We start from the raw sequence: 13,011 nt of genomic DNA on the forward strand, positions 1-13,011 counted from the left end.
TCCCGAGAAAGTCTAAGTGATGTTTTAAACGAGGGTAAATATCTCAAGCGCTTTCCTGTATATTCGATACTATGACCGCTAATTATACTCGATTACATGATAAAAAAGCGACAAACATGAAAAGTAATAAAATAAAGACATTTAAATTAGAAACTAAAACGGGCAGCTAGTTATGCTGCCCGTTCATTAAATTAAACGTTGTGATTACTCTTGATCGTCGATATTTGCATCATCAACACCATTTTCTTCCGTGTTTTCATTTGCATTCTCGTTATCAATGTTTTCATCATCAATGTTTTCATCATCATCCGTTTCAGCAACGCGCTGTAAACCAACAACTTTTTCATCTTCAGCCGTTCTAATCAAGGTAACACCTTGTGTATTACGGCCAACGACGCTCACTTCAGACACACGTGTACGCACTAATGTTCCTGCGTCTGTGATCATCATGATTTGGTCAGTTTCATCAACCTGAATGGCACCAACAACATTACCGTTACGCTCACTCACTTTAATGGAGATAACCCCTTGAGTTGCACGAGACTTAGTCGGGTACTCAGCTTCTTCAGTACGTTTACCGTATCCGTTCTCTGTCACTGTTAAGATGTGCCCTTCGCCACGTGGGATAATCAAAGAAACGACTTTGTCGTTATCCATTAATTTAATACCACGCACCCCTGTAGCGGTACGTCCCATTGGGCGAACAGCATCTTCAGCGAAGCGGACGACTTTACCTTGAGCGGAGAACAGCATAACTTCATTTGAGCCATCCGTTAAATCGACACCAATCAGCTCATCACCGTCATTCAAGTTAACCGCAATGATACCTGCGCTTCTTGGGCGGCTGAATTCTTGTAAAGGTGTTTTCTTAACGGTACCACTTGCGGTTGCCATAAAGACATTATAGCCCTCTTCGTACTCACGCACTGGCAAGATAGCGGTAATTCGCTCATCTTGTTCAAGTGGCAATAAGTTAACGATTGGACGACCACGAGCACCACGGCTAGCTTCTGGTAGTTGGTAAACTTTCATCCAATACAAGCGACCACGGCTTGAGAAGCACAAAATAGTGTCATGCGTATTGGCCACCAAAAGGCGATCAATAAAGTCTTCGTCTTTCGTTCGTGCTGCAGATTTACCTTTACCACCCCGGCGCTGTGCTTCGTAATCAGACAGAGGCTGATATTTCACATAACCTTGATGTGATAATGTTACCACCACATCTTCTTGGTTGATCAGGTCTTCAATATTGATATCTGCAGTATTTTCAGTAATTTCTGTACGACGAGGGTCATTATAAGTATCGCGAATAATTTCTAATTCTTCGCGGATGACTTCCATCAAACGTTCAGGACTACGCAAAATAAACAGTAATGCTTCAATTTGTACGAGAAGCTCACGGTACTCTTCCAGTAATTTTTCGTGCTCAAGACCCGTTAATTTTTGGAGACGTAAATCCAAAATAGCTTGGGCTTGTTGCTCAGTTAGGAAATATTGCCCTTCATGGACACCAAACTGAGGCTCTAACCACTCAGGACGAGCGGCATCATCTCCCGCACGCTCTAACATCGCAGCGACATTACCTAAATCCCAAGAACGTGCAATCAAACCAGCTTTCGCTTCTGCTGGTGTTGGTGCTTTACGGATCAGTTCAATAATTGGGTCAATATTAGCAAGGGCGATTGCCAGTGCTTCAAGGATATGAGCACGGTCACGCGCTTTGCGTAATTCGAAAATCGTACGACGAGTGACGACTTCACGGCGGTGACGCACAAAAGCAGCAATGATATCTTTTAAATTCAGTATTTTTGGCTGCCCTTGATGTAGAGCCACCATATTGATACCAAAAGAAACTTGCAATTGAGTCAAGGAATATAAGTTGTTCAGTACAACTTCACCTACCGCATCGCGCTTGACTTCAATAACAATACGCATCCCGTCTTTATCCGACTCGTCACGCAGTGCACTGATACCTTCAACACGCTTGTCTTTAACTAACTCAGCAATTTTTTCAATCAAGCGAGCTTTATTCACTTGATAAGGGATTTCGCTGACAATAATGGTTTCGCGACCATTTTTCTCATCGACTTCCACTTCAGCGCTTGCACGGATATAGACCTTGCCACGCCCTGTGCGATAGGCATCAATAATCCCACGACGGCCATTAATAATAGCTGCGGTTGGGAAATCAGGCCCTGGGATGTGTTCCATTAAACCTTCAATACTGATGTCTTCATCTTCTATATAAGCAAGACAACCATTAATCACTTCCCCTAAATTGTGAGGAGGAATATTGGTTGCCATCCCAACCGCAATACCTGACGACCCATTCACCAACAGGTTTGGGATTTTCGTTGGCATAACTTCAGGAATATGCTCTGTTCCATCATAGTTTGGAACGAAATCAACGGTTTCTTTTTCAAGATCAGCAAGTAGTTCATGGGCAATTTTCGCCATACGGATTTCCGTATAACGCATTGCTGCTGCGGAGTCTCCGTCAACAGAACCGAAGTTTCCCTGACCATCAACCAGCATGTAACGCATTGAGAAAGGCTGAGCAAGACGAACGATTGTCTCGTAAACAGCGATATCACCATGTGGATGGTATTTACCGATGACGTCCCCAACAATACGGGCAGATTTTTTATAGGGTTTATTCCAATCATTTCCCAATACATTCATCGCATACAGTACTCTGCGGTGTACTGGCTTCAGTCCATCTCGAACATCTGGAAGTGCACGGCCGACAATAACGGACATTGCATAATCCAAATACGAACTTTTAAGCTCTTCTTCGATATTAACTGGTGTGATTTCTCTGGCAATCTCGCTCATGGAACCACTGTCCCTCATAACTTCGGATTCAAAGAGTAGAACTATACCACAATTCGCCAATTTAATAAAAATAAGAGACGGGTATTTGTCTTCCAAGCTATGTATAATAGCGGAAAATTAAGTTTATGTGTCCGAAACTTGATGGTTTATCAATTAATAACTGCAATAATTACATTGTTGTTTATATTTTAGTCATCAATGCTTATCGGGCTACTATTCCCCCTATTAAACGTAGTTTAAATACAGTTTAAATATAACTATCGTTAATAGGCTTTCGGGTAATAGGTTAAAAATAGGAGCTTCTTTGTATGAATGACACCCAAACCCCAACCTACCTTAACGTCGATAAGCAAGAAATCGAAAAATTCGAGTCCATTGCCTCACGCTGGTGGGACTTAGAAGGGGAGTTCGCCCCACTACACCGCATCAACCCATTGCGTTTAGGTTATATTATGCAGCGCGTAGACGGGGTTTTCGGTAAAAAAATTCTTGATGTTGGCTGTGGTGGTGGCATTTTGTCCGAAAGTATGGCGCGTGAAGGCGCGGAAGTGACTGGCCTTGATATGGGCGCAGAACCCTTAATGGTTGCTCGCTTGCATTCTCTTGAGTCTGGTGTTCCAGTTGAATACGTACAAGAAACCGTTGAGCAACACGCAGACAAGCACCCACAATCCTATGATGTTGTGACCTGCATGGAAATGCTTGAACATGTTCCTGACCCTCAATCTGTCGTTAGAGCTTGCGCTAAATTAGTGAAACCTGGCGGACATGTTATTTTTTCTACCATTAATCGCAATAAAAAGGCGTGGTTAATGGCGGTGGTTGCTGCTGAATATGTGATGAAAATGGTGCCAAAAGGTACCCATGATGCGAATAAATTTATTCGCCCTTCTGAATTGATTAGCTGGATTGATGGAACTCAATTAAAAGATCAGCACATCATAGGGTTACACTATAATCCGTTGACTGACAAGTTCTGGCTTGGCCCGAATGTGGATGTGAATTATATGCTCCATACCATTAGTGAATAACGATTTAGTCACTAAAAGAATAAATCACAAGCAGTACGTTTAAGAAAGCAGCAAACGATCGCATTTTACAAAATTTATTTTAGTCCTCATGTCGGAAGCATTTTTTTTATTAATGCCTTTTACCATGCAGCTTACCGACATGATCATTTTTCTTATCCAACCAGTTATCCACAAGATCCCGCTAATTTGTTCACTTGATAAAATCACACATTAACATTATCTTGTTATGGTATTCTAAACAAACTACTACATATAGTGGTACAACAAAACATAACACAACTAGTCTCATGGCATTACACCATGAGCTTTTTTATGTTTATTTTAAACTATTTGTAGTTCAACCAAGGTGTACTTGCTCATGAACCAGAGTCTGTTAGTCACAAAGCGTGATGGACATAAAGAACGCATTGATCTCGATAAAATCCACAAGGTAATCACCTGGGCTGCTGAAGGCCTAAGTAACGTATCCGTTTCTCAAGTGGAGTTACGTTCACAGATTCAGTTTTATGATGGGATCAGAACTTCTGACATTCACGAAACGATGATCAAAGCAGCAGCCGATTTAATTACGGGTGATACACCTGATTACCAATATCTCGCTGCTCGTCTTGCTATTTTTAACCTGCGCAAGAAAGCCTATGGTCAGTTTGAACCGCCTGCATTATACAAGCATGTTAAACACCTCGTTGAAATGGGGAAATATGACAAGCATTTGCTGGAAGACTACTCTGAAGCAGAGTTCGAGCAAATGGATAGCTTTATAGACCATTGGCGTGATATGAATTTTTCCTATGCTGCGGTAAAACAGCTTGAAGGGAAATATTTGGTTCAAAACCGCGTTACCGGTGAAATCTATGAAAGCGCACAGTTTTTATACATTTTAGTCGCTGCTTGCCTGTTTTCACACTACCCAAAAGAGACGCGTCTTGATTATATTCGCCGTTTCTATGACGCAGTTTCAACATTCAAAATTTCATTACCTACGCCGATTATGGCGGGGGTACGTACTCCAACACGTCAATTCAGTTCTTGTGTACTGATTGAGTGTGGCGATAGCTTAGATTCTATCAATGCAACCTCAAGCGCAATTGTGAAATATGTCTCACAACGTGCAGGAATTGGGGTAAATGCGGGTCGCATTCGTGCATTAGGCAGCCCAATTCGTGGCGGTGAAGCGTTCCATACGGGTTGTATTCCGTTCTATAAGCATTTCCAAACTGCGGTTAAGTCCTGCTCGCAAGGTGGTGTTCGTGGTGGTGCAGCAACTTTGTTCTACCCGATTTGGCACCTTGAAGTCGAAAGCTTATTGGTACTGAAAAATAACCGTGGGGTTGAAGGTAACCGTGTTCGCCATATGGATTACGGTGTGCAACTAAATAAGTTAATGTACGAACGTTTGATTAAAAACCAAGACATTACATTATTCAGCCCTTCCGACGTTCCAGGTCTTTATGACGCCTTTTTCGCAGATCAAGACGAATTTGAACGTTTATATGTGAAATATGAAAAAGATGAAAATATTCGCAAATCGAGTGTTAAAGCAATTGAGCTATTTTCATTAATGATGCAAGAGCGTGCGTCTACTGGCCGTATTTATATCCAAAACGTTGACCACTGTAATACACATAGCCCATTTGACCCACAGGTTGCCCCTGTTCGTCAGTCGAATTTATGTTTAGAAATTGCACTGCCAACTAAGCCATTAAATAATATTAATGACGAAAACGGTGAAATTGCACTGTGTACGTTATCAGCGTTTAACTTAGGTGCGATTGATAGTCTTGATGAATTAGAAGAACTGGCAATATTAGCTGTTCGTGCACTTGATGCCCTGCTTGATTACCAAGATTACCCAATTATTGCGGCTAAACAAGGCTCAATGGGACGTCGTACACTCGGTATTGGTGTGATTAACTACGCTTATTATCTCGCTAAGCACGGCGTTCGCTATTCCGATGGTAGCGCGAATAACTTAACGCACAAAACATTTGAAGCTATTCAATATTATCTATTGAAAGCCTCGAATGAGTTAGCGAAAGAGCAAGGTGCGTGCCCATGGTTCAACGAAACAACCTATGCACAAGGCGTTTTACCTATCGATACTTATAAAAAAGAGCTCGATAAGTTAACGAATGAACCGTTACATTATGATTGGGAAGCGTTACGTCAAGAAATCAAACAACATGGTCTGCGTAACTCGACGCTGTCTGCATTGATGCCTTCAGAAACATCATCACAGATTTCTAACGCAACCAATGGTATTGAACCACCGCGTGGTTATATCAGTATTAAAGCCTCTAAAGATGGTATCTTGCGCCAAGTGGTGCCTGATTACGAAAATCTGAAAGGCGCTTATGAGCTGCTATGGCAAATGCCTTCAAATAGTGGCTATTTACAACTCGTTGGTATCATGCAGAAGTTTATCGACCAGTCGATTTCTGCTAACACAAACTATGACCCGACTCGTTTTGAGAGCGGCAAAGTGCCAATGAACCAATTGCTAAAAGATTTATTGCTCGCCTATAAGTTTGGTGTGAAAACACTTTACTACCATAACACCCGCGATGGCGCGGAAGATGTTCAAGGCGATCTGGAAGAAGTTGTTGAGTCAGCGGATTCCGATTGCGAAGGCGGCGCGTGTAAAATTTAATAGGAATTGTTATGTCACATACATACACAACGTTTTCACAGAAAAAGAATGACCAAATGCTGGAGCCGATGTTTTTCGGCCAACCCGTTAACGTGGCGCGTTATGATCAGCAAAAGTACCCTATTTTTGAAAAGTTGATTGAAAAACAACTGTCGTTTTTCTGGCGCCCTGAAGAAGTTGACGTGTCGCGCGACCGTATTGACTACAATGCGCTGCCAGATCACGAAAAACATATTTTTATCAGTAATCTGAAATACCAAACGCTGCTGGACTCTATTCAGGGCCGCAGCCCTAACGTGGCATTATTGCCACTGATTTCGATTCCTGAACTGGAAACTTGGGTTGAAACGTGGGCATTTTCTGAAACTATCCACTCACGTTCGTATACACATATTATTCGTAATATCGTGAATGACCCTGCTATTATTTTTGACGATATTGTTGAAAATGAAGAAATTTTAAAACGTGCTAAAGATATTTCAGGTTTTTACGATGATCTGATCGAAATGACCAACTACTATCATATGTTTGGTGAAGGCACGCATACTTGCAATGGCAAACAAGTTACTGTTTCTCTGCGTCAATTGAAGAAGCAACTGTACCTGTGCCTAATGAGCGTTAATGCGCTTGAAGCTATTCGCTTCTATGTTAGTTTTGCCTGTTCGTTTGCGTTTGCTGAACGCGAACTGATGGAAGGAAACGCGAAAATCATCAAGCTGATTGCGCGTGATGAAGCGTTGCACCTAACGGGTACTCAACACATGTTAAACCTGTTACGCTCAGGGCAAGATGACCCAGAAATGGCCGAAATCGCAGCAGAGTGCGAGCAAGAATGTTATGACTTGTTCGTTCAAGCCGCAGAGCAAGAAAAAGAGTGGGCTGACTACCTATTCAGTGAAGGCTCTATGATTGGTTTAAATAAAGATATTTTATGCCAATATGTTGAATATATTACGAATATTCGCATGCAAGCCGTCGGTCTAAAATTGCCATTTGAAACGCGTTCAAACCCAATTCCATGGATCAACGCATGGTTGGTGTCTGATAACGTACAAGTTGCGCCTCAAGAGGTTGAAGTCAGTTCTTATTTAGTCGGCCAAATTGACTCTCAAGTCGATACCGACGATTTGAGCGACTTCGAACTATAAGCATGGCTAGTCATAAAATCACCCTGCGGTTAACGCAGGGTGTTCAAATCCCCTTCCATACTGAAGTTCATTCGTGTTTGCTGGAAGCCTTAGAAGACAGCTGTATTCCTGTAGAATACCAATGCCGTGAAGGCTACTGCGGTTCATGCCGAGTGACATTATTGCAGGGGAAAGTAGGCTATAGACAAAAACCTATCGCATTTGTGCAGGACGGAGAAATCCTGCCTTGCTGCTGCCATCCGCTATCGGATATTGAAATCGGTTAATTTAAAATAGGTGATTGCACAGCGGCCTATCCGTTACTGTGCAATCACTTTTTATTTACTTAATTTATTGGTTATAAATAACCATATAAACCAGCGAATACCCAGCCAAACACACAAGATACACCCACCCCAATTAACCCCGGTAAAATGAAGCTGTGGTTGATAACAAATTTACCAATACGCGTTGTTCCAGAACGGTCAAACTGAATTGCCGCAAGGTCACTAGGGTAAGTTGGTAAAATGTAATATCCATAACACGCAGGTGCGGAAGCGATAATATAAGCCGGGTCAACACCAATGCCTAGTGCAATTGGTACTACAGCAGCCAAAGCAGCTGCTTGTGAGTTAACAAACTTAGAGACTAATAATAAGATAACGGCATAAGCCCAAGGGAAATCTTTCACTAAAGCACCCAATGTGCCTTTGATTTCATCCATGTGGGCACCGAACATGGTTTCCGCCATCCAAGCAATACCATATACGGCGACAATCGCTATCATCCCGGAACGGAATACTTCATTCTTTGAAATTTGCCCCGGATTAGTCTTACAAATAATGATTATCAGCGCACCCGCTAATAACATAAACATCTGAATGACTAAAACCATCGATAACGGCTTACCATTAACTAGAGGTCTTAGCTCTGAGAATGCACCAAGTAGTGCCACAACAGCGATAGAGGCTAAAAAAATCCACATCGCGACCCAGTTAATTTTTGGCAATTTTGTATTTAGCAGTGTCACACTGTCACCATAAACATAATCATGGTTTTCAGGCACTGAGATAAACTCTTGGAATACAGGGTCTTTATCGAGATCTTTACCTCTAAACCAACTGAAAATACCAATGGCAAGAATACCAATTAATGTTGACGGGATAGTAATTGCTAACAAATCAAGGAATTCAAGTGATTGGCCATTGATTGTAACACCGTTTAGCATTGCCACTAATGAAACAACGGCCACTGAAACTGGACTGGCGATAATCCCCATTTGTGCGCCAATACTACTCGCCGCCATCGGCCTTTCAGGACGAATATTATTTTTAATCGCCGCATCATAGATGATAGGTAAAATGGTATACACCACATGCCCTGTACCACACAAAATGGTTAAGATACAGGTCACAAAAGGTGCCACAATAGAAATGTACTTAGGGTTTTTCCGCAGTAGTCGTTCTGCAATTTGCAGCATGACATCCAAACCGCCTGATGCTTGTAGCGTCGCTGATGCGGCAACAACAGCAATGATAACAAGCATAACATCAACAGGCGGTTTTCCAGGCGGTAAACCAAATCCAAAAACTAAAATAACGAGACCAACACCACCTAGTAGCCCGAGTGCCATTCCCCCTTTTTTTGCCCCATAGAATAAGCAAACAAGGATAATGGCGAGTTGAATCATAAAGTCCATAGTTCCATCCTTTATATATATGTTTACATATATTATCGGGATGATTTTCAAGCATTAATTTGATTTATGATAACTTCAAAATCAATTTAGTTTTATTTTTTATGCTTTTATTTTGACCTCATCACATAATTTATATTAAGTAACTGACATACTATTCAGTTACCCACCACCTTCATAAAAATCAATCAATTATCACACCATTTTTAACAATTCACTCCATTTAAATTTACCTTTAGTTACTTTAAACCATCATTTTTTCTTTACTTTATTAACGTACTTATTGCCTTTCATTTCCTACCTACGTGATCAATTGTGTAAATAAAAGATTACACCCCCTGTAATTTACATTTGACAGCGAACTTGCGATCGCATAATCTGCATCACTTGTTAATTATTCAAATTCAATTAGAGGAACTTGTGAAGAATCGTACGCTTGGCAGTGTGTTAATCGTTGCAGGGACAACAATAGGTGCAGGGATGTTGGCAATGCCACTTGCCGCTGCGGGAGTCGGTTTCACAAGCATCGTTTTCTTGCTTGTTGGATTATGGATGTTAATGAGTTATACCTCATTACTATTAGTCGAGGTATATCAACATAACCCCGCAAATATGGGTTTAGGCTCTGTTGCTAAAAAACATCTTGGTCCTGTTGGACAGATAGTGACCGGACTGAGTATGCTGCTATTAATGTACGCGTTAACAACCGCTTATATCGGTGGCGCGGGCGTATTAATTTCAGATAGCCTATCCTCATGGTGGGGAATTAAAATTTCAACCGATACTGCTATTATTGCATTTACTATTATTGGCGGTTCAATTGTCTGTATTGGTACGCATTCAGTCGATTTTATTAATCGAATTTTGTTCACGGCAAAAACAATTTTTTTAGTGATTATGTTAGTTGTGATGATGCCGCATGCTGAAGCCGTGAACCTAAGCACGATGCCAATTGAAAAAGGCCTTATCCTAGCTGCCGTTCCCGTTATTTTTACTTCTTTTGGCTTTCATGGCAGCGTGCCTAGTTTAGTTAACTATATGAATGGGGATGTGCGCAAATTACGCATGATTTTCATTACCGGAAGTGCGATCCCTCTTGTTGCTTATATTCTATGGCAAGTTGCAACGTTGGGCTCTATTCCATCACATACATTTATGGGGATCCTCGCTCAGGAATCCGGCCTTAATGGGTTACTCACAGCCATTCGGGATGTTGTCGCTACGCCCCGAGTCAATATTGCCGTTAGCTTGTTTATGGATTTAGCGTTAGCCACATCCTTCTTAGGTGTTGCATTGGGTTTATTTGATTACCTCGCTGATTTATTCAAACGGAGCAATCATTTTATCGGTCGTGTTCAAACCGGTTTATTAACCTTTGTTCCACCATTATTAGCCGCCCTATTTTTCAGTAGTTTCGTACAAGCACTAACGTATGCCGCCGTTGCACTCTCGGTCTTAGCACTGATTATTCCTGCACTACTAACATTACGTGTGCGTAAATTAGAAACTCAAGGTGCGTATCAAGTTAAAGGCGGTACACCTATTTTAGCCCTAGTGTTGGTATGTGGTATCGCTGTAATTGCTATCCAATTTTCGATTGTTGCCGGTTTTTTACCAAACGTTGGCTAAATATCTTCCATATTAAGTATACGACCAGTCCCCAAGCATTGATTTATCAAGATTGGGGGCTTCCCCCCCTTGAAAATTAAATTAATTATCTAAACTTAACCTGTTATTCATCACACTTAAAAAACTTCGTTCCGTTATTTCGATATTTATCAGAAAATAATTCTGAACAGACAACCTAATCATTTTACCGTATCTTCGCCATATTGCGGTCTTCATGAGGCGAATTAGGTGAAGAAAAAACAAGTATCCAACATTCATGATGCGGCTTTTAAAGGCATCATGACGAATATCGAAAATGCACGAGATTTTTTTGATATCTATTTGCCTGCACAAATAAAATCATTGTGTGACTTCAATACGTTATCACTTACAAATGCCTCATTTATTGATGAGCAACTCCGCTCGCGATTATCAGATGTGTTATATTCAGTAGAAACAACACAAGGAAAAGGATACCTTTATCTTTTAGTTGAACACCAATCAACGCCTGATAAACTGATGGCATGGCGTCTGATGCATTATGCTTTTTTAGCCATGAATCAGCATATGCAACAAGGAAATAAGAAATTGCCCCTTGTCGTCCCTATCCTTTTCTACCATGGCGGTCGTTCGCCTTATCCTTATAGCCAACTTTGGACTGACTGTTTCCCTTTCCCTGATATCGCTAATAATCTTTACACTCAACCATTTCCATTAGTCGATATAACTATCATAGATGATAATGAATTAGTTAATCATCGAAAGATTGCAATAATGGAATTAGCAATGAAACATAAGCACTTACGGGATGAATTTCAGCAGGTACTCCCGCTCTTGGCGCAAGCACTCAATAAACACTATAATAACGATAATGACATCATTACTATTATCAATTATCTGTTCATTGCTTTGGATTCTGCTAATTTCGAACATATCATTCAAGCATTGAGCGAAAAAACAGAAAAACATAAGGGAGCTATTATGAATATCGCACTGCGTTTACAGAACAAAGGCAGAATGGAAGGTCGCCAAGAAGGCAGAGTGGAAGGCCGCCAAGAAGCCCAAATAACAATGGCACGCCACCTTCTTAAGAATGGTATTAGTCTGGATATTATCGTTGAATGCACTGGACTAAGCCGCGAAACACTCATGTCTTTAAGTAAAACTAAACAAGGTTAGTTTCTGGTGGATACCTCTTTGAGTTATTTCTTATTGAGCTAAAGGTATCACAGCCAGCTCCTAGCCATGTCACGACTAGGAACTGTAAATATATTACAACGAATTAGAAAGATAGCCCTGCACCAACATACCAACCATCGGCAAGCTTGTCGCTACTCTTACCATGCGTCCCTTTCATTTCGATCAAGCGATATCCTGCATCAATAGATAATGGCTTAAATACAGTATAACGAGCTCCTGCTTTGGCTTCGACATACGATTTGCTGCCTGAAGTCAGTTGCTCTGGAGCACCGTAAGCTTCACCGTAAATGTTCAGTGAAGGCAGTGCCTGCCAATTTAATCCGCCACCTACAGCTAATGCAGAACCGCTACTATTATGATCAGGTGATAAATATAACCCCTTACCACCAACGAATGCAGAGAAAGGCCCAACAGGTAAGCCAAATGTGGCACCAATACTTCCCGTTTGCCCATCATGATCACTGCGAGCCCAAGAACCATTAAATGCTAACCCTGCATTTTGGTTACCTAACCCTGCTGACAGCTCAGTATAATGTTCCCCCGCTTGTGCGCTGACTGAAACTGCATGTGCGGTTCCAACGAATAATGGTGACATCGCAGCTGCCAATAATAATAATTTACGCATTGTTTCATCCTCTTGATATTATTACCTATAGATATTACGCGAATCCTACCCTATTTTCAGCCAATCTTACTTAGATTTACGCTATAGCCTCTATAAAAGCTTGCTTTATTCATTACAAAATTTCACGCATAAAAACATTCAGTGCAAAAAAACACGATAAATACATGTTTTTCGCCTGTAATCACAGTAATTGGTTATATTTATTAGATAATTAATTCCATAATAACTATACTGAATTA

At 41.1% G+C, this 13,011-nt stretch carries 9 protein-coding genes; 6 read left to right on the forward strand and 3 right to left on the reverse strand.

The annotated features are described in order from the left end of the window. Positions 1-204 precede the first annotated feature (204 nt). Complete coding sequence (gyrA, locus tag M1E86_RS11450; RefSeq protein WP_125891267.1) at positions 205-2,835, reverse strand: DNA topoisomerase (ATP-hydrolyzing) subunit A; 2,631 nt, start codon at positions 2,833-2,835, stop codon at positions 205-207. A 308-nt stretch (positions 2,836-3,143) separates the two neighbouring features. On the opposite strand from gyrA, the gene ubiG reads away from it, so the two are divergent. The 4 genes from ubiG to yfaE all read left to right on the forward strand — a co-directional run bounded on the left by ubiG (position 3,144) and on the right by yfaE (position 7,930). Further along, the gene (ubiG, locus tag M1E86_RS11455) at positions 3,144-3,866 is read left to right on the forward strand and encodes a bifunctional 2-polyprenyl-6-hydroxyphenol methylase/3-demethylubiquinol 3-O-methyltransferase UbiG (protein ID WP_125891268.1); all 723 of its coding nucleotides are present in this window, start codon (positions 3,144-3,146) and stop codon (positions 3,864-3,866) included. 358 nt (positions 3,867-4,224) lie between these two features. Further along, on the forward strand, positions 4,225-6,516 hold the full coding sequence (gene nrdA, locus M1E86_RS11460; RefSeq protein ID WP_426099092.1) for a class 1a ribonucleoside-diphosphate reductase subunit alpha: 2,292 nt from the start codon (positions 4,225-4,227) through the stop codon (positions 6,514-6,516). 11 nt (positions 6,517-6,527) lie between these two features. Further along, positions 6,528-7,664, forward strand: coding sequence for a class Ia ribonucleoside-diphosphate reductase subunit beta (gene nrdB, locus M1E86_RS11465; protein WP_004259897.1), 1,137 nt, complete (start codon positions 6,528-6,530; stop codon positions 7,662-7,664). Positions 7,665-7,666: 2 nt separating this feature from the next. After that, complete coding sequence (gene yfaE / locus M1E86_RS11470) at positions 7,667-7,930, forward strand: class I ribonucleotide reductase maintenance protein YfaE (RefSeq protein WP_125891270.1); 264 nt, start codon at positions 7,667-7,669, stop codon at positions 7,928-7,930. 71 nt (positions 7,931-8,001) lie between these two features. Here yfaE and M1E86_RS11475 read toward each other — a convergent pair whose 3' ends face one another. Then, complete coding sequence (locus tag M1E86_RS11475) at positions 8,002-9,342, reverse strand: anaerobic C4-dicarboxylate transporter (protein ID WP_125891271.1); 1,341 nt, start codon at positions 9,340-9,342, stop codon at positions 8,002-8,004. Between the two features lie 417 nt (positions 9,343-9,759). On the opposite strand from M1E86_RS11475, the gene tyrP reads away from it, so the two are divergent. Both tyrP and M1E86_RS11485 read left to right on the forward strand, forming a co-directional pair. Continuing rightward, complete coding sequence (tyrP, locus tag M1E86_RS11480) at positions 9,760-10,968, forward strand: tyrosine transporter TyrP (protein ID WP_426099093.1); 1,209 nt, start codon at positions 9,760-9,762, stop codon at positions 10,966-10,968. Positions 10,969-11,196: 228 nt separating this feature from the next. Further along, the gene (locus M1E86_RS11485; RefSeq protein ID WP_285315820.1) at positions 11,197-12,126 is read left to right on the forward strand and encodes an Rpn family recombination-promoting nuclease/putative transposase; all 930 of its coding nucleotides are present in this window, start codon (positions 11,197-11,199) and stop codon (positions 12,124-12,126) included. 103 nt (positions 12,127-12,229) lie between these two features. On the opposite strand, the gene M1E86_RS11490 is transcribed toward M1E86_RS11485, so the two are convergent. Continuing rightward, on the reverse strand, positions 12,230-12,772 hold the full coding sequence (locus tag M1E86_RS11490; RefSeq protein ID WP_213912542.1) for a YfaZ family outer membrane protein: 543 nt from the start codon (positions 12,770-12,772) through the stop codon (positions 12,230-12,232). Positions 12,773-13,011 lie beyond the last annotated feature (239 nt).

Origin of the sequence: Providencia sp. PROV200 (genome assembly GCF_049901995.1) — a bacterium.
Taxonomy (GTDB): Bacteria; Pseudomonadota; Gammaproteobacteria; order Enterobacterales; family Enterobacteriaceae; genus Providencia; species Providencia rettgeri_E.

Excerpts from the sequence above, each read along its gene's own strand:
- gyrA (WP_125891267.1), bottom strand. The coding sequence starts at position 2,835 with ATGAGCGAGATTGCCAGAGAAATCACACCAGTTAATATCGAAGAAGAG.
- ubiG (WP_125891268.1), top strand. The coding sequence starts at position 3,144 with ATGAATGACACCCAAACCCCAACCTACCTTAACGTCGATAAGCAAGAA.
- nrdA (WP_426099092.1), top strand. The coding sequence starts at position 4,225 with ATGAACCAGAGTCTGTTAGTCACAAAGCGTGATGGACATAAAGAACGC.
- nrdB (WP_004259897.1), top strand. The coding sequence starts at position 6,528 with ATGTCACATACATACACAACGTTTTCACAGAAAAAGAATGACCAAATG.
- yfaE (WP_125891270.1), top strand. The coding sequence starts at position 7,667 with ATGGCTAGTCATAAAATCACCCTGCGGTTAACGCAGGGTGTTCAAATC.
- M1E86_RS11475 (WP_125891271.1), bottom strand. The coding sequence starts at position 9,342 with ATGGACTTTATGATTCAACTCGCCATTATCCTTGTTTGCTTATTCTAT.
- M1E86_RS11490 (WP_213912542.1), bottom strand. The coding sequence starts at position 12,772 with ATGCGTAAATTATTATTATTGGCAGCTGCGATGTCACCATTATTCGTT.